20 protein-coding genes and 2 riboswitches are annotated in these 21,438 nt (G+C 74.1%); of the genes, 11 read left to right on the forward strand and 9 right to left on the reverse strand.

The features are described 5' to 3' along the window. Positions 1–223 precede the first annotated feature (223 nt). Complete coding sequence (locus tag ABL57_RS15620; protein WP_047804406.1) at positions 224–1,006, forward strand: hypothetical protein; 783 nt, start codon at positions 224–226, stop codon at positions 1,004–1,006. A gap of 46 nt (positions 1,007–1,052) precedes the next feature. Here the strand turns inward: ABL57_RS15620 and ABL57_RS15625 are convergent, their stop codons facing one another. From ABL57_RS15625 to ABL57_RS22750, 4 genes are all read right to left on the reverse strand, one after another. Beyond that, on the reverse strand, positions 1,053–1,256 hold the full coding sequence (locus ABL57_RS15625; protein ID WP_047804407.1) for a DUF2945 domain-containing protein: 204 nt from the start codon (positions 1,254–1,256) through the stop codon (positions 1,053–1,055). 44 nt (positions 1,257–1,300) lie between these two features. Next, entirely contained in the window at positions 1,301–1,630 is a 330-nt protein-coding gene (locus tag ABL57_RS15630) for a DUF3140 domain-containing protein (RefSeq protein WP_047804430.1), read from the reverse strand. A 135-nt stretch (positions 1,631–1,765) separates the two neighbouring features. Further along, entirely contained in the window at positions 1,766–3,400 is a 1,635-nt protein-coding gene (locus ABL57_RS15635) for an MDR family MFS transporter (RefSeq protein ID WP_047804408.1), read from the reverse strand. Further along, positions 3,397–4,023, reverse strand: coding sequence for a TetR/AcrR family transcriptional regulator (locus tag ABL57_RS22750; RefSeq protein WP_053005031.1), 627 nt, complete (start codon positions 4,021–4,023; stop codon positions 3,397–3,399). Before ABL57_RS22750 ends, ABL57_RS15635 begins: the two co-directional genes overlap by 4 nt. A 164-nt stretch (positions 4,024–4,187) precedes the next feature. On the opposite strand from ABL57_RS22750, the gene ABL57_RS15645 reads away from it, so the two are divergent. Together ABL57_RS15645 and ABL57_RS15650 are read left to right on the forward strand one after the other, a co-directional pair. Then, the gene (locus tag ABL57_RS15645; RefSeq protein WP_047804409.1) at positions 4,188–5,129 is read left to right on the forward strand and encodes an aldo/keto reductase; all 942 of its coding nucleotides are present in this window, start codon (positions 4,188–4,190) and stop codon (positions 5,127–5,129) included. A 95-nt stretch (positions 5,130–5,224) separates the two neighbouring features. Continuing rightward, positions 5,225–6,598, forward strand: a complete 1,374-nt coding sequence (locus tag ABL57_RS15650; protein WP_047804410.1) for a carboxylesterase family protein — start codon at positions 5,225–5,227, stop codon at positions 6,596–6,598. On the opposite strand, the gene ABL57_RS15655 is transcribed toward ABL57_RS15650, so the two are convergent. The 3 genes from ABL57_RS15655 to thiE all read right to left on the reverse strand — a co-directional run bounded on the left by ABL57_RS15655 (position 6,573) and on the right by thiE (position 9,456). Further along, on the reverse strand, positions 6,573–7,484 hold the full coding sequence (locus tag ABL57_RS15655; protein ID WP_047804431.1) for a VOC family protein: 912 nt from the start codon (positions 7,482–7,484) through the stop codon (positions 6,573–6,575). The two genes, ABL57_RS15650 and ABL57_RS15655, sit on opposite strands and share 26 nt — an antisense overlap. Positions 7,485–7,613: 129 nt before the next feature. Further along, positions 7,614–8,621 carry a hypothetical protein gene (locus tag ABL57_RS15660; protein ID WP_047804411.1) on the reverse strand — a complete coding sequence of 336 codons (1,008 nt, stop codon included), beginning with the start codon at positions 8,619–8,621 and terminating at the stop codon, positions 7,614–7,616. 166 nt (positions 8,622–8,787) lie between these two features. Further along, positions 8,788–9,456, reverse strand: a complete 669-nt coding sequence (gene thiE / locus ABL57_RS15665) for a thiamine phosphate synthase (RefSeq protein ID WP_047804412.1) — start codon at positions 9,454–9,456, stop codon at positions 8,788–8,790. A gap of 67 nt (positions 9,457–9,523) precedes the next feature. Further along, positions 9,524–9,626: riboswitch (TPP riboswitch) on the forward strand. On the opposite strand from thiE, the gene ABL57_RS15670 reads away from it, so the two are divergent. From ABL57_RS15670 to ABL57_RS15700, 7 genes are all read left to right on the forward strand, one after another. Next, a complete protein-coding gene (locus ABL57_RS15670; protein WP_082157494.1) occupies positions 9,616–10,944 on the forward strand; it encodes an FAD-dependent oxidoreductase in 1,329 nt (442 codons plus the stop codon). It overlaps the preceding riboswitch by 11 nt. Beyond that, on the forward strand, positions 10,941–11,180 hold the full coding sequence (gene thiS, locus ABL57_RS15675) for a sulfur carrier protein ThiS (RefSeq protein WP_047804414.1): 240 nt from the start codon (positions 10,941–10,943) through the stop codon (positions 11,178–11,180). The genes ABL57_RS15670 and thiS overlap by 4 nt, the downstream gene beginning before the upstream one ends. Position 11,181: 1 nt before the next feature. Then, on the forward strand, positions 11,182–12,072 hold the full coding sequence (locus ABL57_RS15680) for a thiazole synthase (protein WP_047804415.1): 891 nt from the start codon (positions 11,182–11,184) through the stop codon (positions 12,070–12,072). Continuing rightward, positions 12,069–13,247, forward strand: a complete 1,179-nt coding sequence (moeB, locus tag ABL57_RS15685; RefSeq protein WP_082157495.1) for a molybdopterin-synthase adenylyltransferase MoeB — start codon at positions 12,069–12,071, stop codon at positions 13,245–13,247. The genes ABL57_RS15680 and moeB overlap by 4 nt, the downstream gene beginning before the upstream one ends. A 162-nt stretch (positions 13,248–13,409) precedes the next feature. Beyond that, positions 13,410–13,504: riboswitch (SAM riboswitch) on the forward strand. A 112-nt stretch (positions 13,505–13,616) separates the two neighbouring features. Next, positions 13,617–14,939: an acyl-CoA dehydrogenase family protein gene (locus ABL57_RS15690; protein WP_047804417.1), complete on the forward strand. Its 1,323-nt coding sequence runs from the start codon at positions 13,617–13,619 to the stop codon at positions 14,937–14,939. A gap of 3 nt (positions 14,940–14,942) precedes the next feature. After that, a complete protein-coding gene (locus ABL57_RS15695; RefSeq protein WP_047804418.1) occupies positions 14,943–16,448 on the forward strand; it encodes an MFS transporter in 1,506 nt (501 codons plus the stop codon). Continuing rightward, positions 16,445–17,815, forward strand: a complete 1,371-nt coding sequence (locus tag ABL57_RS15700) for an LLM class flavin-dependent oxidoreductase (RefSeq protein WP_047804419.1) — start codon at positions 16,445–16,447, stop codon at positions 17,813–17,815. Before ABL57_RS15695 ends, ABL57_RS15700 begins: the two co-directional genes overlap by 4 nt. Positions 17,816–17,835: 20 nt before the next feature. On the opposite strand, the gene ABL57_RS15705 is transcribed toward ABL57_RS15700, so the two are convergent. Then, complete coding sequence (locus ABL57_RS15705) at positions 17,836–18,258, reverse strand: hypothetical protein (RefSeq protein ID WP_047804420.1); 423 nt, start codon at positions 18,256–18,258, stop codon at positions 17,836–17,838. Positions 18,259–18,840: 582 nt separating this feature from the next. On the opposite strand from ABL57_RS15705, the gene ABL57_RS15710 reads away from it, so the two are divergent. Beyond that, positions 18,841–20,010: a low temperature requirement protein A gene (locus tag ABL57_RS15710; protein WP_160310807.1), complete on the forward strand. Its 1,170-nt coding sequence runs from the start codon at positions 18,841–18,843 to the stop codon at positions 20,008–20,010. 321 nt (positions 20,011–20,331) lie between these two features. On the opposite strand, the gene ABL57_RS15715 is transcribed toward ABL57_RS15710, so the two are convergent. Continuing rightward, on the reverse strand, positions 20,332–21,177 hold the full coding sequence (locus tag ABL57_RS15715; RefSeq protein WP_082157497.1) for a hypothetical protein: 846 nt from the start codon (positions 21,175–21,177) through the stop codon (positions 20,332–20,334). Positions 21,178–21,438: the final 261 nt, after the last annotated feature.

A 21,438-nucleotide genomic window follows, 5' to 3' on the forward strand; every position in this document is an offset into this window, starting at 1 on the left:
CTCGAGCACCTGCACCGGTCCGGGCCCGGCGGCGTCGTCGGTGCCGTACCAGTAGCCGGAGGAGGTGGGTCGGTGTGCGCGCATGCGGACAGTGTAGAGGAACGAGAATGTACCCGAGCTGGTAACTAGACAAACTAATGAATCTGCGATGGGATGGGGAACGTCCCTTTCCCGCCGGGAACCGGACGCAGCATCCCGCAGCCGACGTGAGGACGGGCGAGCGATGGACCAGCACGCGCAGCACCGTCCCGCGGCCGAGCCGCCCGGCCCCGCGCCGAGCCGTGACGGTGCCGTGCCCGCGGCCCCGGTCCACTGCGGGGACCCCATGCCGGTGCACCTGCTCGACTTCGCGGACGTGGACGACCGCCTCAACACCGCCGTGGCCCGGGCCGCCCTCGCCGGGCGCCGGCTGCACGCCTGCGCCTGCGGCGCCCTGCGAGAGGCGCCGGTGGCCTCCGGCGCCGAGGCGCGCATCGTGCCCGACGACGACGCCGTGCTGTTCCGGCCGTTCTTCACCCGGCGAGTGCTGGCCGCGGCCGGCCGGGTCGAGGCCGCGGAGTGGTCCCTCGACCAGCAGCTGGCGCAGTTCCGCACCCTCGACCTCGACGGTGCGGGTGGTCCCGCCGCCGTCCTCCGGGCGTTCGGCGCGGCGGTGCGGGCCGAACGGCGGCGGCTGGACCGGGCCCTCGGCGAGCTCCGGGCCGAACTGCGCCTGGCGGCCCGGCACGGGGTGCCCCTGGCCAGGCTCGCCCGCGAGGCGTCGCTGTCGGAGCAGGACCTGGCGGTCGTGCTCGCCCTCGAATCCCCTGAGGGCGTGGGTGCTGCCCGCACGGCACCGCCGGCGGACGCCCACGGTGTGGCCGCGGCGGCCGCCACGGTGCCCGGCCGCCGAAGGGAACTCGCCGGCACCTCCGTGCTGCCGGCGCCCGTGCCCGCCTCCGTGCCGGTGGGTTCCCGGTGCCGCCGCCGGGGCCGGGTCGTCGGCGTGCTCGCCGCGGCCGGCTGATCCGGCCCCGGCCGTCCCGCCCGCCGGCTGTCCCGCTCCTCCGGTCCTACGCCTCGGTCAGGGCGTCGGGCTTGTGCGCCGCGCGGGCGCCGGAGCTCTCGGACTCGACGATGTAGCGGGGGTCGTCCGAGCTCGCCCGGAACGTGTGCCCGTCCAGTTCGAAGTCCTCCGTCTTCTTCTCGACCACGGTGCCCTCTGTCGTGCCCTGAGGGGTGTTCCAGGTGACCTTCGTGCCCTTCGTCAGGCTCATGCGTGCTCCTCTCCTCATGCGTCGCCGGGTGTGCCCGGCGACGCTCAGTCCTTCAGCGGGTCGTGGCCCCAGTTCATCAGGGAGTAGCGCCACCGGGTCTCGGTGACGTCCCCGTCGGGCCGCTGGGCCAGGTGGCGGTGGACGTAGCCGACGACCTTGCGCATGTGCTCCTGGTCGGAGTCGGTGCGCTCCCCCTTCTTCTTCTGCAGGATCTCCACGATGTGCCGTCCGGAGCGGTGGCCCACCGACTCGCCGCCGTCGTCCTGGCCCACCGACTGCGACTCGTCGGTCTCCAGCCAGTCCGAGAGCTGCTTGGCCGTCATGTTCACGGCCTCGTCGAAGTCCTGGCCGACGGTGTCGTCGCTGTCGCTCATGCCGCGCTCCTCGTCCTCGTCCACGGCCGGCCGCGTCCGGGCCGGTCCCGCGCCCGGGAGCCCGGGCGCGATCCTCAGCCTACGGAGCAATTCCCGTCCCGACGAGCCCCCCGCGGCGATGTCGACGGGCGGGGTTCAGCGTGCCGGGGCCGTCGTCTCGAGGACGGCGGAGTCCGTGCGCCGGTCGGACGGCCGGTCGGCGGTGACCACCAGGTTGCCCTCGGCGAGCGCCTCGGGCTCCACGTCCTGCTCGATCGAGGTGGCCAGCGGCTTCTCGGTGACGAAGCTCAGCAGGGCGGCCGCCAGCAGGCCCAGGGGCACGATCCACAGGTAGATGGGGGTCAGGGCGTCGTTGTAGGAGGCCACGATCGGGTTCCGCAGCGCGTCCGGCAGGGAGGCGACCAGGGCGGGGGTGAGCGAGTTGGCCCCGCCGGCGCCGCCCTCCAGCGCGGCGGCCGGGAGGCGTTCGGTCAGCTGGTCGGCCAGCCGGCCCGCGAAGACGCTGCCGACCACGCCGGAGCCGAGGGTCGCGCCGATCTGGCGGAAGAAGTTGTTCGCCGCGGTGGCCGTGCCGACCTGCCGCAGCGGGAAGGTGTTCTGCACGATGAGCACCAACACCTGCATGGACAGGCCCAGGCCCAGGCCCAGGACCGCGATGTAGAGGCACACGTGCCACACCCCCTGCTCGGGGGTCAGCGTGGAGAGCAGGCCCATGGCCACGGCCACGACCACGCTGCCGGCCACCGGCAGCCACTTGTAGCGCCCGGTGCGGCTCACCGCCCGCCCGGCGAGCACCGAGGTGACGAGCAGGGTGCCCATCATCGGGACCATCAGCAGCCCGGAGGCGGTCGCGTCCACGCCGAAGACCATCTGCAGGTAGGTCGGCAGGTAGCCGATGGCGCCGAACATCCCCACGCCGGTGAGCAGCCCGGCCACGGTGGTGAGCACGAAGTTGCGCTCGCCGAACAGGTGCATCGGGATGATCGGCTCGGCGGTGCGCCGCTCCACGGCCACGAACGCGGCCCCGGCCGTGAGCGTGCCGGCGATCAGGCCGAGGATCACGGGGTCGGTCCAGGCGTACTTGCCGCCGCCCCAGGTGGCGAACAGGACCAGGCAGGTCGTGGCCACGGCCAGCAGCACCATCCCGCCGATGTCCAGGCGCGGCCGCCCGGCGTGCCGGGGCAGCTTGAGGAAGAGCACGGCGCCGGCCAGGGCGAGCAGGCCGAGCGGGATGTTGATCCAGAAGGCCCAGCGCCAGCCCGGACCCTCGGTGAACCAGCCGCCCAGCAGCGGTCCGGCCACCGAGGACACGGCGAACACGCCGCCCATGACGCCCATGTACTTCCCGCGCTCCCGGGCGGGGACCACGTCGGCGATGGCGGCCTGGGAGAGGATGATCAGCCCGCCGCCGCCCAGGCCCTGGATCGCGCGGGCGGCGATGAGGACCTCGATGGTCCCGGCGAGCGCCCCGACCACGGACCCGGCCATGAAGACCAGGATCGCGCCGAGCAGCAGGGGCTTGCGGCCCATGAGGTCACCGAGCTTGCCGTAGACCGGCATCATGATCGTCGAGGCCAGGATGTAGGCGGTGATCACCCACAGCATCTCGTCGACCCCGTTGAGCTCGCCGACGATCGTGGGCAGCGCCGTGCTGAGCACGGTCTGGTTCAGCGCGGCCAGCAGCATCGAGAGCATCAGGCCCACGAAGAGCAGCCCGAGGTGCTGGGTGCCGCGGGCCGGTTCGGCCCGGTGGGCGGGAGTGCGGGTCATGAGAGCTTCTCCTGGAGACGGTGGAAGAGGGTGAGCGCCGAGTCGTGGTCCTCGGCCGGCAGGCCGTGGGCGGGGGAGTAGCTCTCGGCGGTGATGGCGAAGCGCAGCGGCACGCCCCCGAGGATGACGAGCATCCGGGCGACGTCGTCCACGGGGTGCTCCCCGATCCCGGCCGACCACTGCGGGTCGCGGGCCAGCAGCTCGGCGAGCGTGCGGCGCACCAGGTCCTCGGCCTCGAGGGTCAGCTCGTGCCGGCGGCGGCCCAGGCCCGGGTGGTCCTGCAGCAGCCTGCGGCGCCGCTCCGCGTCCGGGCCGGCATAGGCGCTGCGGGTCACGGCCAGCAGCAGCCGCGAGACCTGGCCCAGCAGGTCGTGCTCGAGGGAGAAGCCCTCCAGCAGCTGCGGGTCCAGCGCGGGGGCGCGCATGCCCAGGACCGCGTCCTCCTTGGCCGGGAAGTAGTTGAAGAAGGTGCGCGGGGAGACGCCGGCCGCGGCGGCGATGGCCTCGACCGTGGCGCCCTCCACCCCGTGCTCGAGCGCGAGGCCGGCGGCCGCCTCGTGGATGGCGGACCAGGTCTCGGCCTTCTTGCGGGCGCGCAGGGAGGGGGGGACGGTGTCGTTCACATCGGTATTTTTGCACTTCTGCACCTTTTGCACAACTGCAACAATTTGGTGGAGCGCAGGCCCGGCCGGGAATAGGGCGGGCGCGCCCCGGCCTGTACCCAGAACGCACCGCGCCGGATCCCGGCGGACGGCAGGACAGATCAGACCACGGAACGGAGCTCCGCATGACCACCATCCCGCGCACCGACCTCGACGTCTTCCCGCTCAACCTCGGTGGCAACACCTTCGGCTGGACCTCCGACCGGAGCACCTCCTTCGCGGTGCTCGACGCCTTCACGGAGGCCGGTGGCAACTTCGTCGACACGGCGGACGTCTACTCCGTGTGGGGCGAGGGGCACACCGGCGGGGAGTCCGAGACCGTCCTGGGGGAGTGGCTGGCCGCCCGCGGCGTCCGCGACGACGTCGTGGTGGCCACCAAGGTGGGCTCCCTGCCGCAGCGCGCCGGCCTGGGCCGGGACAACGTGGTGGCGGCCCTCGAGGAGTCCCTGCGACGGCTCGGCACCGACCGGATCGACCTCTACTACGCCCACCGGGACGACGAGTCGGTGCCCGTCGCCGAGCAGGCGGCCACCTTCGACGAGCTCGTCCGCTCCGGGAAGGTCCGGGCGGTGGGACTGTCCAACTACAGCCCGCAGCGGCTGCGGGAGTGGTTCGAGACCGCCGAGCGCGAGCACCTCACCGTGCCGGTGGCGATCCAGCCCGAGTACAACCTGGTGGGCCGCCGCTCCTACGAGCAGGACCTCGCCCCGCTGGCCCGGGAGTTCGGGGTGGCGGTCTTCCCCTACTTCGGCCTCGCCTCGGGCTTCCTCACCGGCAAGTACCGCACGGCCGCCGACCTCGAGGGCCGGGCCCGCGGCGGCGCCGCGGGGGCGCACCTGAACGACCAGGGCCTCGCCGTCGTCGACGCCCTGGTGGACGTGGCCGAGGCGCGCGGGGCCGAGCCGACGACGGTGGCGCTCGCCTGGCTGCTGGCCAAGGGCGTGACCGCCCCCATCGCCTCGGCCTCCCGGCCCGACCAGGTGCCGGCGCTCATGGCCGCCCCCGGCCTGGCGCTCTCCGCCGAGGAGGTCGAGGCCCTGGATCGGGCCTCGCAGCCGTTCGCCTGACTCCGCCAGACCCGTCGGGCCCGCGGGCCGGCCCCGCCCGGCCGGTCCGCGGGTTCCGGCCCGCCACGGGAACAGGACCCCAGAGGAAGGACCGCATGACCACCTCCACCTTCACGTTCACCCCGCCCTGCGGTCCCGTCCACGCCAGGGCCGACGGCGCCGTGGTCCGGGCCGGCGGCATCCCCTACGCCACCGCCGACCGCTTCGCCGCTCCCGTCCCCGCCCCGGACCGGGACGAGCCGTTCCCGGCCACGGGCCCGGCCCCCGCCTGCCCCCAGGTCCGCTCGCCCTTCCTCGCCTCGGTGCTGGGGGACGCGCTCGGCGACCTGCCGCAGGACGAGGCCTGCCAGCGGCTCTCGGTCACCCTGCCCCGCGACGCGCGGGCCGGCGAGGGCCTGCCCGTGCTGGTATGGATCCACGGCGGCTCCTACACCACCGGGGCCGGTGACGCCCCGATCATGGACCCGAAGCCGCTGGTGGCCGAGCAGCGCGTGGTGGTCGTGACGGTCACCTACCGGCTCGGCCTGTTCGGCTACCTGGGCTCCGGGCACGCCCGCCCGGCCAACCTCGGGCTGCTCGACCAGCTCCAGGCGCTGCGGTGGGTGCGGCGCAACATCGCCGCCTTCGGCGGCGACCCGGACAACGTGACCGCCTTCGGCCAGTCCGCCGGCGGTGACGCCGTGGCCCACCTCATGGCCGTCCCCGGCGCGGAGGCGCTGTTCCGCCGCGCCGTCATCCAGAGCCCGCCGCTGGGCATCGCCCGCGGCCGGGAGCGGATGAACGCCGCCATGGCCGCTGCGGCGGAGGTCGTGACGGCCGGGATGCCCGCCGCCGACGTGGTCGCCGCCCAGGCGGAGGTGGAGCGGCACGCGGCGCCCTTCGGGCTGCTGGGGGCGATGCCCTTCGGCACCCAGTACGGCCACCACCCGCTGCCCGCCGAGGAGGAGATCGACGCGGCCTGGGACCGGGCGGCCCCGCACATCGACGTCCTCATCGGCCACACCACCGAGGAGGCGCGGCTCTACCTGCCCACGGTGCCGGCCCTGCAGCGGTGGACCCGCGTGCCGCTGCTGGGGCCGGTGCTGCGCCGGGCCGTGGTCGGCTGGGCGACCCGGTCCGTCTACTCCCGGGCGATCCGCCGCTTCGCCCGCCGGCACGTGCGCGCCGGCGGGACGGCCCACCGCTACGTGATCTCCTGGGCGGCCCCGGGCAACCCGTACGGGGCGGCCCACACGGTCGACCTGCCCCTGCTCTTCGGCGACGAGCCGACCTGGGCGGGCACCGGACTGGTCGCCGGCGCCGCGTGGGAGGACATCGATGCCGCCGCCCGGCAGGTGCGCAGGCTGTGGGCCGACTTCGCCCGTGGTCAGCCCCTCGGCGACGCCGGCCGCATCCCCGGCGTCCTGCGCCACCGCCGCGTCCGGGCCCCGTTCCGCGTGGGGCCTATGCGGCGACGCCCACCTGGATGAGGGTGTTCCAGGGGTCCTCGAAGCGCAGCACGGCGCCGTCGTGCCGGGTGGGGACCCGGTGGTCGGTCAGCCGGGCCTGCAGGGCGGCGACGTCCTCGGCCGTGGGCAGGTCGATGTTGACCTGCCCCAGGCCCAGGGAGGCCGCCCGCGGGCCCGCCCCGGCGCTGTGCCAGGTGTTGAGCCCGATGTGGTGGTGGTACCCACCGGCGGCGATGAACAGGGCCGAGCCGATGTCGCTCATCACCTCGAAGCCCAGCACGTCCACGTAGAACCGCCGGCCCTGTGGGATGTCACCGACCTGCAGGTGCACGTGGCCGAGGGTGGCCGGCGGCGCCGCCGGCCGCGCACCGGCCGGCTCGCGCAGGTGCTCGCCCAGGAACGAGGTGGGGTCCAGCGGGTTGGACGCCAGTGTCAGCAGCCCGTTGGCCTCCCGCCGCCAGGTGTCCCGGGGGCGGTCGGTGTAGAGCTCCACGCCGTTGCCCTCGGGGTCGTCGAAGTAGAACGCCTGGCTGTAGAGGTGGTCGGCGCTGCCGGTGAAGGAGCGCGGCGCCACGGCGGCGACCGAGGCCAGGGCGGCCGCCAGGGCCGGCTCGTCCTCGAACAGCACCGCGGTGTGGAACAGCCCCGCCTGGCCGCGGCGGGCCGGCGGCAGCTCCCGGACCTGCCGCAGGCGCAGCACGGTCCGGCCGTCACGACCCAGCACGGCCGTGTCCCCGGCGTGGGCGAGGACCTCGAGGGTCACGGCGTCCGTGTAGTAGGCGAGCATCGTGTCCAGATCGGCCACGAGCAGCTCCACGGCGCCCATCCGGGTCCCGGCGGACAGCAGGTCGTCGGCCGGGCGCGGCGTGAGGCTCCGGGGGTCGGGGTTCTGGGGAAAGATCGGCATCTCGGGCTTCTCCGTCGGCATCGGCACCACAAAGGTTGATATGTCCCCAAGGATACCCCGGAAAATATTTCCCGTGCAAGTATCTTGGGGGCATCCGTCACCTCGGGGCCGGGCGCGAGGCCGTCCCGGTCAGAGCACGAAGATCAGCGCCACGATCACCGCCACGATCGCCAGGAGGACCAGGCCCCAGGCCTTGAGGTTGTCGGAGTCGTCCTCCTCGGGATCGTGGGCCGGGCGCGGCGGCCATCCGCCGGCCGCCGGGCCGCCGGTCCCCGCCAGGGGGCCGCCCGCGCCCGGACCGGGGAACGGCCCGCCCTGGGACTGGCCCGGGAACGGCTCCCCGGGAGCCCCGGGCCGGCCGACCTGCCCGGGCGGCGGCGGAGCGGGCGTGGACGGGCTGACGCCCCACTGCGGAGCCTGCGGGGCGTCCGCGATCGAGGGGTTCGACGGCGGCGGCCCGGCCGGACCGTCCCCGGGTGCCCGCGGCGCCGGGGCTGCCGGCGGTGGAGGAGCGGCCGGGGGAGCGGCGGGCGGCAGCGTCTCGCCGGAGAGCACCGGCCCGTCCTCGCGGTGGCCCTTCTCGGCCTCCGTCAGCAGGGTCACGAACCGCTCCAGCGACTCCGAGCCGTCGTACTCACGGGCCAGGAAGCGCTCGGCGCGGCGGCGCACCACCCGGTAGACGCGCCCGTCGTCGGGGATCGAGAGGTCCCGGGCGGCCTGCGCCACGATCAGCGGGGGCTGCTCGGGCAGCGGGTTCGTGCCCCACTCCAGCAGCCCGGTGAGCAGGGGCCGCTCCAGCACCGAGGCCATGGCCGCCCGGGCGCCGGGCACGCGGGTGAACTCCAGCAGCCCGCTCGGCGGCGCGGAGGGACAGCCCGGGACGTCACCGGGCAGCCGGGCCGCCCGCTCGAGCCAGAACGTGTCGCCGAAGAGGGTGGCCAGCAGCACGGCCGCCGCGAGCCGGTCCTCGCCCGGGGCGGCGTCCTCCGGGGCGCCCTCCTCCCAGTGGGTGCCCAGCGCTCGCCGGGCGGGCTCGCCGGCCAGCCGGACGCGCAGCTGCACGTCCTCCGGGCCGCGGGCGGTCTGCGCGGGATGCTCCACCGCGTGCCGCACCTGCGGGTCGAGCTCGGGGTCCATGGGCCACTCCTCCGTCGTCGTCCGTGAGGTCCATGCTCTCAGACGGTGCTGTGCGGCGGCGGGGAGCCGGTGGGGAGTTGTGGCCGTCGTGCCCTTCGGGACGTCCCCGCCCGGGGGGCCGGGCAGGAGACGTGCCGAGCAGGGAGGGTGCCGGGCGGGGAAGGGGTCAGGCGGGGAGCAGGCTGCGCAGCTGTCCGGCCGCCAGACGCGGGTCCGGGGCCTCGGTGACCGCCCGGACCACCACGGCGCCGCGCGCCCCGGCGGCCAGCACCTCGGGGAGGCGCTGCTCGTCGATGCCGCCGATGGCGAACCAGGGCACGGGCGCGGCCGCCTGGTCGGCGTCCAGCCGGGCCTCGGTCAGTGCGGCGACCTCCCGCACGAAGTCAAGGCCGGTGGCGGACCGGCCCGGCTTGGTGGGGGTCTCCCACACGGGCCCGGTGCAGAAGTAGTCCACGTCCGGGTCGGCCAGCGCGGCCCGGGCCTGGCCGAGGTCGTGGGTGGAGCGTCCGATCAGCACGTCGGGGCCCAGCAGCTGCCGGGCCTGGGCGGGGGTGAGGTCGTGCTGGCCGGCGTGGAAGACGTCGGCGCCCACGAGCGCGGCGAGGTCGGCGCGGTCGTTGACGGCGACCAGCGTGTCGTACTCGGCGGCGACCCGGCCCAGCAGGCGCAGCGCGGCGATCTCCTCGTCGGTGTCGATGCTCCTGTCCCGGAGCTGGACGATGTCCGTCCCGCCGGCGCAGACGGCGTGCAGGAACTCCTCGAGGTCGCCCTGTGCGCGGCGGGCGTCGGTGCACACGTACAGCCGGGCGGCGAAGAGCCGGTCCGTGCGCGTCATGCGCAGCTCGGAGGCGGCGGGGGCAGCGGTGTCCTGGGTATGCTGGGTCACACGCTGAATGATAGGTCAGCGGTTCTGCGGGAGCCCCACGGGGGCTGAGAGGGCGTCCGGCGCCGACCGCCACACCTGATGCGGGTCATGCCGCCGTAGGAAAGGACGATGCCGGTGACATCCGCGCCCTCCGTTCCGATGCCCGCCGCCCAGCACGTGCGGGCCGACGTCGCCGTGGTCGGGGCCGGGGTGGTCGGCCTGGCCACGGCCTGGGAGCTGCGCCGCCGCGGCCGCTCGGTGGCCGTGGTGGATCCCGAGCCCGGCGCCGGGGCCAGCCGGGCGGCAGCTGGGATGCTCGCCCCGGTGAGCGAGGTCCAGTACCAGCAGGAGCCGCTCTATCCTTTGATGCTCGCCTCGGCCGGCGCCTACCCGGCGTTCGTGGCCGCCGTGGAGGAGACCGCCGGCGGCTCGGTGGGCTACCGCGCCACCGAGACGCTCGTGTGCGGCGTCGACGCCGCCGACCGGCAGGCCCTGGCGGACCTGCGCGAGCTCCAGCGGCGCCACGGCCTGGCCGTGGAGCCGCTTGCGCTGCGCGCGGCCCGGGCCCTGGAGCCGGCCCTGAGCCCGCGGCTGTCCGCCGTGCACCGCATTCCCGACGACCACCAGGTGGACCCGCGCCGGCTCGTGGCCGGGCTGCTCGCCGCCCTCGTCGCCCCCGAGATCCCCGCACCGTCCGGGCCCCGCGGAACGGACGGCGCCGACGGCGGGCCCGCCCGCCTGGTGCACGACCGCGCCGCGGGGCTGCGCCACGGCCCCGACGGCGCGGTGACGGGTCTGCGCCTGGCCGGCGGCGGGATGGTCTCGGCGGCGGAGACGGTCCTCGCCCCCGGCACGGGTCTCAGCGACCTGGAGGGCCTGCCCGGGTCCTGGCGGCCGCCGCTGCGCCCGGTGCACGGGGACATCCTCCGCGCCCGCCCGCCCGCCGGGGCGCCCGCCCTGCTCGAGCGCACCGTCCGCGGTGTGGTCCACGGCGTGCCCGTCTACCTGGTGCCCCGCGACGACGGGACGGTGGTGATCGGGGCGACCTCCCGCGAGGACGACCTCGACGGGATCAGTGCCGGGGGCGTGTTCCGGCTGCTGCGCGACGCCCAGGCCGTGGTCCCCGGCGTCGCCGACCTCGAGCTGGTCGAGGCCATGGCCCGCGCCCGGCCCGGCACTCCGGACGACATCCCGTACCTGGGCCGCGTCCGCGGCTCCGGGAGAGACCCGGTGGCCGGTCTCGTGGTCTCCACCGGCTACTTCCGCCACGGCGTCCTGCTCGCCCCGCTGGCCGCCCGCCTCGCCGCGGAGCTGGTGCTCGGGCGGTCCGGCACGGATCCGGGCCCCGACGCCGAACACCTGGCCAGCACCGACCCGCACCGCTTCGACCGCCCGGTCGAGGCGCCCTCCGTGGACCTCGCGACCGGGTCCCGCACCCCGAACAGGAGCACCCGATGACCGCCATCACCCTCAACGGCCGCCCGCACGTCGTCGGCGGGGACACCACCGTGGTGGACCTCGTGGCCGAGACCGTCGGGCGGCCCCTGGGCCCCGACGGCGCCCCGCTGGACGGCCGCCGGCTGGGCGTGGCGGTGGCGGTGGACGCCGCCGTGGTCCCGCGCAGCCGCTGGGGCCGGACCCCCGTGGCCGAGGGACAGGCCGTCGAGATCATCACCGCCGTCCAGGGAGGCTGACATGACCCGCCCCGCACCCCACCCCGCATCCCACCTCGCGCCCACCGTGGACCCGATCGTGCTCGACGGCACCGAGCTGTCCTCCCGGCTGATCATGGGCACCGGCGGGCTCAGCTCGCTGCACACCCTGGAGCAGGCCCTGCTCGCCTCCGGCACCGCGCTGACCACCGTGGCGCTGCGCCGCTACGCCCCCGGCCACGGCGACTCGCTGTTCGCGATGCTCGAGCGCAACGGCATCCGGATCCTGCCCAACACCGCCGGCTGCTACACCGCCCGGGACGCCCTGCTCACCGCCGAGCTCGGCCGCGAGGCCCTGGAGACCGACTGGGTCAAGCTGGAGGTCATCGCCGACGAGGACACCCTGCTGCCCGACGTGGTGGAGCTGCTCGACGCCACCGAGCAGCTCGTGGCCCGCGGCTTCCGGGTCTTCGCCTACACCTCCGACGACCCGGCCGTGGCCCGCCGTCTGGAGGACCTCGGCGCGGCCGCCGTGATGCCCCTGGGCGCGCCGATCGGCACCGGGCTGGGGATCCTCAACCCGCACAACATCGAGCTCATCGCCTCCCGGGCCTCGGTGCCCGTGGTCCTCGACGCCGGCATCGGCACCGCCTCCGAGGCCGCGCTCGCCATGGAGCTGGGCTGCGACGCCGTGCTGCTGGCCAGCGCCGTGACCCGGGCCCAGGACCCGGTGGCCATGGCCACCGCGATGCGCCACGCCGTGGCCGCCGGGCGGCTGGCCGCCCGCGCCGGCCGGATCCCGGCCCGCCGGCACGCCCAGGCGTCCTCGCCGATGGCCGGGCGGATCGACACGGACGCGTCCGACGCCGGTGCGTCCGCCGGTCCGGCGGACGTCCCGCGCGGGGACTGGGCGCCCGTGGGGGAGCGCCCGTGAGCGCGCTGCCCCCGCTCGTGGAGCCCGGCCCCGAACTGACCCGTGCGGAGCTCGAGCGCTACGCCCGGCACCTGACCCTGCCCGGGATCGGCCCGCTCGGCCAGCGCCGGCTCGGCAGCGCCCGGGTGCTCGTGGTCGGCGCGGGCGGACTGGGCGCCCCGGCCCTGCAGTACCTCGCCGCGGCCGGCGTGGGAACGCTGGGGATCGTCGACGACGACGTCGTGGCGGTCTCCAACCTGCAGCGCCAGGTGGTGCACCGCACCGCCGACGTCGGCCGGCCCAAGGCGGAGTCCGCCGCGGAGGCCGTGACCGCCCTGAACCCGCTCGTGCGGGTCCGCACCCATCCCTGCCGGCTCACGGCGGACAACGCCGTGCGGATCCTCGGGCAGTACGACCTCGTCCTCGACGGCGCGGACAACTTCGCGACCCGCTACGTGGTCAGCGACGCCGCCGCCCTGACCGGGATCCCCTGCGTGTGGGGCTCCATCCTGCGCTTCGAGGGGCAGGTCAGCGTCTTCTGGGCCGGCCACGGGCCCACCTACCGGGACCTCTACCCCGAGGCGCCGCCGGACGGGGAGGTGCCCAGCTGCGCCGAGGGCGGGGTCTTCGGCATGCTCCCCGCCACCGTGGGCGCGGTGATGGTCACGGAGGCGGTCAAGCTGATCACCGGCACCGGCGAGCCCCTGCTCGGGCGGGTGCTGCTGCACGACGCCCTGGCGATGACCTGGCGCGAGATGGGCCTGGACCCGGACCCGGACGCCGCCCCGGTCACCGCCGTCGCCGAGCCCGTGGCCGTCCGTCCGCCGGCCGGCGGCGCGGAGCCCGCCGAGACGGTCGCGGCGGGCGAGCTGGCCCGGCTGCTGGAGCGGCGGGCGCGCGGAGAGACGGCCTTCGTGCTGGTCGACGTGCGGGAGGACTGGGAACGGCAGCTCCTGGCGATCCCCGGCGCCGTGGCCGTGCCGCTCCAGGAGCTGCTGGACCGGGGGCCGGACGCCCTGCCGCCGGAGGCGCGCGGCGCGGACCTCGTGCTGCACTGCAAGGCCGGCGCCCGCTCGGCGACCGCCCTGGCCGCGCTGCGCCCGTTCTACGCCGGGCGGGAGGAGCGGATCCGCCACCTCGAGGGCGGGGTGCTCGCCTGGGCGGAGCAGGTGGAGCCGGGCCGGCCGCGATACTGAGCGGGTGCGCGGCGCTCCCCTCCTCCGGCCGGGCGGGGTCCCGCGGCGGATTCCTACACCACCCGGGACGACATGACCGTCTGTGACGTCAGCATGACATCCGACGACATGCGGCCGTCATCGGGTGGCTCAGCACCCCGGCGGTCTGGTGCGATGTCATCCGTCCCATTCAGAGCGGCCGAGAGATCTGGCTCGACGACGCCGCAGCAACCCGTCCTTCGCAGGGGTCAGGGTGCTAAGGCCAGAACCGATGGAGATCCCGGATCTGCAGTCGCTCCGTGACGTCGGCCCCCGCGCTGCCGCCACCGGGCCCGCCCCTGGCGTGACCGCACGGCCGGCCCTCCTCGGTGCGACCGAGAGGACCACCGCATGACCCGCACCACGGCCGAGAGGACTCCCACCCGTCCCGGCGTCGGCACGGACCCCGCCGGCCTGCCGGTGGACTACGCCGGGCTGAAGGAGCGCTTCGGGCCGCTGTTCACGGAGATCGCCGCCGGCTCCCTGGACCGGGACCTCCGCCGCGCGCTGCCCTACGAGGAGGTGCGCCGGCTGGACCGGGCCGGGTTCGGCGCCCTGCGCGTCCCGGCGGCCCACGGCGGTCCCGGGGTCAGCATCGAGGACTTCACCCGGCTGCTGGTCGACCTGGCCGAGGCCGACTCCAACATCGCCCACCTCTATCGCTCCCACGCCGGCTTCGTGGAGTCCCTGCGCTTCCTGCCCCGGGAGCTCCAGGACGTCTGGTATCCGCGGGTGCTGGCCGGGGCCACCGTGGGCAACGCCTCCACGGAGAAGGGCGGCAACGCGCTCGGCACCCTGAACACCGTGCTGCGCCGCACCGCCGAGGGGTGGGAGATCACCGGCCGGAAGTTCTACGCCACCGGCTCCGTCTTCTGCGACTACACCCGCGTCTCGGCCGCCCTCGACGGCCGGGACGGACGCCGCTTCGCCGTCGTCGCCACGGACGCCCAGGGGGTCACCCTCGAGGACGACTGGGACGGTTTCGGGCAGAAGCTCACCGGCACCGGCACCGCGGTCTTCGACCGCGTGCGCGTCCCGGACGACGCCGTGCTGGACCGCGCCGCCGGCAGCGCGGAGGCCGTCCACGAGGCCGCCTTCTTCCAGCTCGTGCTGCTGGCCGTGCTGGCCGGCGTCGCCCGCGCCGCCCGGCGGGACGCCGTGGAGACCATCGCCGGCCGCCGGCGGACCTTCAACACCGGGCTCGGCCTGCCGTTCCGCGAGGACCCGCTGATCCAGGAGGCCACCGGCCGGATCTCCGCCAAGGCCTTCGCCGCCGAGGCCACCGTGCTGCACGCCGCCCGCGCCCTGGACGCCGGGATCGCCGCCGCCGTCACCACCGGCGCCGACCGGCCGGACTTCACCGGCGCCCTCCCGGCGGCGCTGCACGGGTCCGAGATCGCCGTGGAGCACGCCCAGGTCACCGTGCCGGAGCTGGCCCTCGGCGCGGCCCAGGACCTGTTCCTCACCGTGGGCGCCTCCGCCACGTCCACCGCCAAGGGCCTGGACCGGCACTGGCGCAACGCCCAGACCGTGGCCACCCACAACCCGATCGCCTTCCGCGCCCGCGCCCTCGGCGACTACCTCATCAACGGCACCCTGCCGGAGGGCCTGAACGCCATCGGCGACGCCAGGACCGGTGCCGGGACCGACGCCGACCGAACCCCAGGAGCCTGACGCATGCCCACCCCGCCCCCGACCACGATCCCGGCCCCGACCGCGGCCGCCGCGGGACGCACGAGCGTCGTCCACGGCAAGAAGCGCGTCCTGGCCTCGGCCTTCGCCGGCACCACCATCGAGTGGTACGACTTCTACCTCTACGGCACCGCCGCCGCCCTGGTCTTCAACGTCCAGTTCTTCCCCATGGCCACCGAGCTCGGCGGCATCGTCGCCTCCTTCGCCACCCTCGCCGTCGGGGTGATCGCCCGGCCCCTGGGCGGGATCGTCGCCGGCCACCTGGGCGACCGGATCGGCCGCAAGGCCCTGCTGGTGGCCTCCCTGCTGCTCATGGGCGTGGCCTCCACCCTGATCGGCCTGCTGCCGACCTACGAGGTGATCGGCTGGTGGGCCGTCGTCGGGCTCGTCGTCCTGCGCATCCTCCAGGGCCTGTCCGCCGGGGCCGAGTGGGGCGGCTCCGCGCTGCTGAGCGTGGAGCACTCCCCGGCCCGGCACCGCGGGTTCTTCGGCTCCTTCACCCAGATCGGCTCCTCGGCCGGCATGCTGCTGGCCACCGGGGCGTTCTTCGTCGTGCAGCACGTCATGAGCGCGGAGCAGTTCGCCGCCTACGGCTGGCGCATCCCCTTCCTGCTCTCGGCCCTGCTCGTGGCGGTCGGCCTGTGGATCCGCCTCGGCGTGGCCGACGCCCCGGAGTTCCTGGAGCACCGGGCCTCGGGCAACGTGGCCACCGCCCCCCTGCGGGAGCTGCTGCTCCACCACCGCCGCCCGCTGCTGGTCACGATCGGTCTGCGCCTGGCGCAGAACGCCGTCTACTACCTGGTGACGGTGTACATGCTGACCTATCTGCGGGACGTGCGCGGGGACAGCGCCTCCGGCGTGACCGCGGTGATGATCGCCTCCGCCATCGGCCTGTTCACCACCCCCTTCTGGGGCTGGCTGTCCGACCGGGTGGGCCGCAAGGTCGTCTCGGTGACCGCCTACGCGGCGATCGGCGTCTTCGGCTGGGTGCTGTTCGCCTTCCTCGACGCCGGCCCGCTCGCCCTGCTGCCGCTCGTGGTCGTGCTCGGCATCAACCTCGTCCACGACGCGATCTACGGGCCGCAGGCGGCCTGGTTCGCCGAGCAGTTCCCCGTGCACGTGCGGTACTCCGGGGTGAGCTTCGGCTACCAGGTCGGCACGGTCCTGGGCGGGGGGCTGATGCCGATGATCGCCGCCCTGCTGTTCGCCGCCGGCGGGAACACCCCGTGGCTGATCGCCGGGTACCTCTCCGGACTCTCCGTGCTCTCCGTCGTCGCCGCCCTGGCCGCGAAGGACCCCGCCCGCGAGCAGCGCGGCACCGAGCTCACCGACCTGCACGCCGGCTCCGCCCGAGCCGGCTCGACCGGGGCCGTCCCAGTTTCCGACGGCTCCCTCCGGACCGACTCCCCCAGGACCGGATCCGTCCGGGCCGACGGAGCCGCCGATGCCGGGCCCACCGCCGGGACCACCACCGAGAGGACCACCGTATGAGCCGCCCCCTGCTCCTGAACGCCTTCGACATGATGGTGCCCGTGCACCAGTCGCCGGGGCTGTGGCGCCACCCGGAGGCCGGGGTCGCGCGGTTCGACACGCTCGAGTACTGGACGTCCCTGGCCCGCACCCTGGAGGAGGGCGGCTTCGCCTCGCTGTTCCTGGCGGACGTCCCCGGCATCTACGACGTCTACGGCGGCGGCACCGAGGCCACCGCCCGCGGGGGAGTGCAGTACCCGCTGCTCGACCCGCTCGTCGCGGTGCCGGCGATGGCCGCGGTGACCGAGCGGCTCGGCTTCGGCGTGACCGCCTCGGTCACCTACGAGGCCCCCTACCTGCTCGCCCGCACCTTCGCGACCCTGGACCACTTCACCCGCGGCCGGGTGGCGTGGAACGTGGTGACCTCCTACCAGGACTCCGCCGCCCGGAACCTGGGCATGGACCGGCAGATCCCGCACGACGAGCGCTACGACCGCGCCGACGAGTACATGGAGGTCATGTACAAGCTGCTCGAGGGGTCCTTCGAGCCCGGGGCGGTCCAGGCCGACGCCGACGCCGGGGTCTTCGTGGACCCCGAGCTGGCGCACCCCGTCGGCCACGAGGGCACCTGGTTCTCCGTGCCCGGCCACGCACTGACCCACCCCGGCCCCCAGGGCACCCCGCTGCTGTTCCAGGCCGGCGCCTCCAAGCGCGGCCAGCAGTTCGCCGTCGACCACGCCGAGGCCATCTTCTTCATCGGGAACACCCCGCAGCTCGTGCGCCGGTGGACCGACGGCGTCCGGGCCGGACTGGCCGAGCGCGGGCGGGCCGAGGACGCCGTGAAGACCTTCGCCATGGCCACGGTGGTGGTCGCCGAGACCGACGACGAGGCCCGGACCCGGCTGGCCGGGTACCGCCGGTACGTGGACATCGACGGGGCGCTGTCCCTGTTCGGCGGCTGGACCGGGGTCGACCTGGCCGGCGCGGACCCCGACGCGCCGCTCGAGTACGTGGCCACCGACGCCAACCAGTCCGCGCTCGCGGCGTTCACCTCGCTGTCCCCGGACCGGACCTGGACGGTGCGGGATCTGGCCGAGTTCGTGGCCATCGGCGGCCGCGGGCCCGTCATCGCCGGGGCTCCCGGCACCGTGGCGGACGAGCTCGAGCGGTGGCGCGAGGAGGCCGGCGTCGACGGCTTCAACATCTCGGCGGCCGTGCGGCCGGCGGACCTGGAGCGGTTCACGACGATGGTCTCACCGGAGCTGCGGCGTCGCGGCCTGCTGCCGGAGCCCGGGAGCGTTCCCGCCGGGCAGACGCTGCGCGAGGCCCTGACCGGGGCCGGCCCGCGGCTGGCCGACGACCACCGCGGGGCGTCCTACCGCAGGTGACCGAAGGGAGGCCCGCGGGATCACCCGTGGCTCGGCGCGGTCTCCTCCTGCAGATCGTCGAGGACCCACTCCGAGAGCTGCCCGGCCGGGACGACGATCGTGCCTTCCCGGAGGCGCTCCGCGTCCTGCGCCGACAGCGGCTGCTCGAGGTCTTCGGCGTCGTGGGCGGCCAGCGCTGCCGCGTAGCCGGCAGCCAGTGCCCCCGCCCATGCCCGGTGCTGGGCGTAGCAGGGGTGGGTGGGGTCGCCGCTGCGCACCTCCAGCCACCGTGCCGGTCCGGGCACGTCGGCGGGGTCGGGCAGCAGGCGCTGGTGCAGCGTCCAGGTGACCTCGGCCCACCGGCCCGCGGGAGTCCCCACCATGGGGTAGTAGGTGGCCATCCACCCAGCGGGGGAGTGGTGGTGCAGCTCGACTGCAAGGGCCCTGGAGGTGGGGGTGTTCATGCCAACTTCCTGTGTGCGGCCGACGGATCGTGCGCCGGTGTCTGCCCGGGAGCCACGTCGGTCTCCCGGCCTGAGAACAGCTTAATGCTAGTTCCTCAAAATAAGCACTGAGTCGGCAATCGTGTGTGCAGGTTGAGCGGTGTGACGTCCGGGTGCCGTACGGGCCATGCGGTGCAAGGCACCTTGGTTTTGGGACCTCTCACATCCGGACGTGTCCTGTCGTGACTCGGAGGGCGCGGCGCAGGCCGTCACCACCTCATGGCGGCCCGCACCGCTGTGCCCCGCGGTCGGCATGGACGGGTGGCGCCGCCGCAGGTGCAGTCTCATCGACTTACAGGCCGGGGCGCCGACCACCGGTGCCTCGGGCTCGTCGCGACGGGTCGAGGTCGCGCCGCTTGTATCGGTGAGCTCGGCAACCCTCGCCTTGGCAGCGCTGTGCTCCCCGGCGACCACGTCGCTGGGGGCTGCTCGGCGGCGTCGGTCCGCTGGCATCAGGCATCCGGTCCGTGTGCCGTTGCTGGGAGGTGGGGGACGGAGGGCTCTAGTCTCAGAGGCATGTCTATGCTGCGGAGAATCGTGCCGGTGGCACGCGTCTCGGACGAGTCTCATCGTGTCACCACCTTCGAGCTGTTCTTCGACCTGGTCTTCGTGTTCGCCTTCACCCAGGTGACCGGGTTCATGGCCCACGAGCACTCCTTTCACGGCGTGCTGCAGGGCATGATCATCCTCGGGCTGTTGTGGTGGTCGTGGGTGTCCTTCTCGTGGCTGGCCAACCAGACGCACGTGGACGAAGGGCTCATGCGGTTCGGTCTGTCCGCCGTGATGGTGGCCGTCTTCATTGCCGCCCTGGCCATCCCGGAGGCCTTCGCGGATTTCGCGGGCGGACTCGACGGCCCGCTGGTGCTGGCAGTGTCCTACGTCGTCATCCGCATTCTGCACGTGGCCCTCTACGCCCACGCCGCCGGAGACGACCAGCCCCTGCGGCGCCAGCTGGCCAAGATGAACGCCGCGATGGTGCTCGGATCGATCCTCATCATCACCGGAGCGGTGGTCAACGGCTCCGCCCAGATCTGGTTCTGGGTGGCAGGGCTGATCGTCGACTGCGGGCTCACCTTCCTCACCTCACGGCGAGGTGACTGGCGGGTGCATTCGGCGGCGCACTGGACCGAGCGGTTCGGCCTGATCATCATCCTCGCCCTGGGGGAGTCCATCGTCGCCATCGGCGTGGGCGCATCCCAGGAGCCTGTCAGCGTGCCCATCCTCCTGGGCGCCGCAGCCGGCATCATGTTGTCCCTGGGTCTGTGGTGGCTCTATTTCGACGTCACTGCAATCGCCGCCGAGCACCGCTTCGCCGCACTGCGAGGGCCGGCCCGCGCCTCCGCCGCAGTGGAGGCCTACACCTACCTGCACCTGCCCCTGGTGGCGGGCATCGTCCTGTCGGCACTGGGGGTGGAGGACGTCCTGGCCCACGTGGAGGACACGGAGGGCTTCGGCGCCCTGGGTGCCACTGCCCTCTTCGGCGGAACGGCGCTGTACCTGCTGGGCAATACGGCCTTCTGGCGCCGTGTGGGCGGTGAGTGGAAGACGTGGCGCCTCGGTGCCGCCACGCTGCTGCTGGTGCTCATACCGGTTGCCGTCCACATCGCACCGCTGGCCGCCCTCGCACTGATCGTCGTGGTCGTCGCCGCCCTCGTCGCCGTCGAGAGCCTGCGCTATGCGACGAGCAGGACCGCGATCCGGACCTCCCACTGACATGCACATCAACCGGCAAGCAGGCAATCCCGTATCCGCCGGGCGGGGGCAGAGGACGCTCAACTGGCGAATTCCGGTGTGAAGAAAGCTCGTACTTCCGCCACTGGTACACGACCTTCGTGCGCCCGCCCAGGGGGCCGGAGCGGCCGTGGCCCTCGCTCCGCTGGCCTCCTGTGGTGATGGGGCTCAATGGAACGGTGACTCGTAGGACAAGGGTTATGAGGCAAGGGAGTTGTGAGACATTCCATGTCGAGACCGGTCATGCTGGGACCCCGGGTGATGCCGTGCAGGTTGATGCCGATCCGTGGAGGGCGGCGGTGCTCAGCGGTCGGTGTAGAGGTGGCGGTGCAGCCACAGGGTGAACCACAGTTGCAGCCGGGCCTGGTCCCAGACCGGGGCATTCACCACTAGTGCCTCGGGCCCATAGCGGTAGACCGAGTCGATCCCGTCCCGGTCGGTGAACTCGGTGATCATCTGTTCCACTAGTCCCGGGTGCTGGGTGGAGATGTCCGCGCGTAGCCCGACATCGAAGCAGTCGACCTCGGCGACTACCGTCGCCAGTGGTTCCTCGGCCGCCTCGGCCTCGGCGATCGGGCCTTCACCGCGCAGGGCGGTGATGGTGTGCCGAGTGTAGTTGAGCATCTCGGTCCCGCTCATCGGGTCGCGGCCGTGGGCGGACTGGTAAGCGCTGTAGATCGGCAGTGCGGGCGGGAAGATCTGGTGGCTGTCGGCGATCAGGACGGGATAGTTGAGCATCGGGTAGTCGGAGATGCGGTGCTCCCCGACGCGCCAGTGCGCGGCCGGGACCGCGGCCGTGGCGATTTGGGCGAGGTAGGAGGTGAACCCGTCGACCAAGGCCAGCGTCTGGGCCGGTGGGTGCGGGTCGACCAGTACCACGCGGCGGGCCCAGCTGGGCCAGGAGGGGCGTGTCGGGTCCTGCCCCAGCGGCCAGGGGGCCACACCGAGCTCTGCAGCCCGGCCGGTGATCCACTCCCACACCTGCGCCACGGAGCCCAGTGTTCCGTCGAGCACCACCTCGGGGTCGAGACCGCCGGCGGCCATGGCGGAACGCAGCTGCGCCATGGCTGGGCCACGTTCGGCGAGGAACTCATCCAAGGCAGCAGCGGCCTGGGACGGGCTCATGTCCTCGTAGAGCAGTTCCCCCATGGGCGTGACTGTACGCGATGCCCGGACTCGTTCGGGCCTGCGGGAGCCCTAGGTTGGTGACCCAGGGGGGGTGGGATCGATACCTGTCGACGTGAGCGGAGCGACGTCATAGCGGCTCGTCCTTCGATCATGAGAGCTGTGCGACAGATGGGTTGCGAGCCGAGTCCATGCTGTGGCTGTCACCGGATCACGTCTCGGTCCGGTCCCTGGTGATGGGCGGTGTGGCTGCCCCGGCGCCGGGGGTGGCACGGTGCGAGGGCT

This window comes from Kocuria sp. SM24M-10 (assembly GCF_001027955.1).
GTDB classification, from domain to species: Bacteria; Actinomycetota; Actinomycetes; order Actinomycetales; family Micrococcaceae; genus Kocuria; species Kocuria oceani.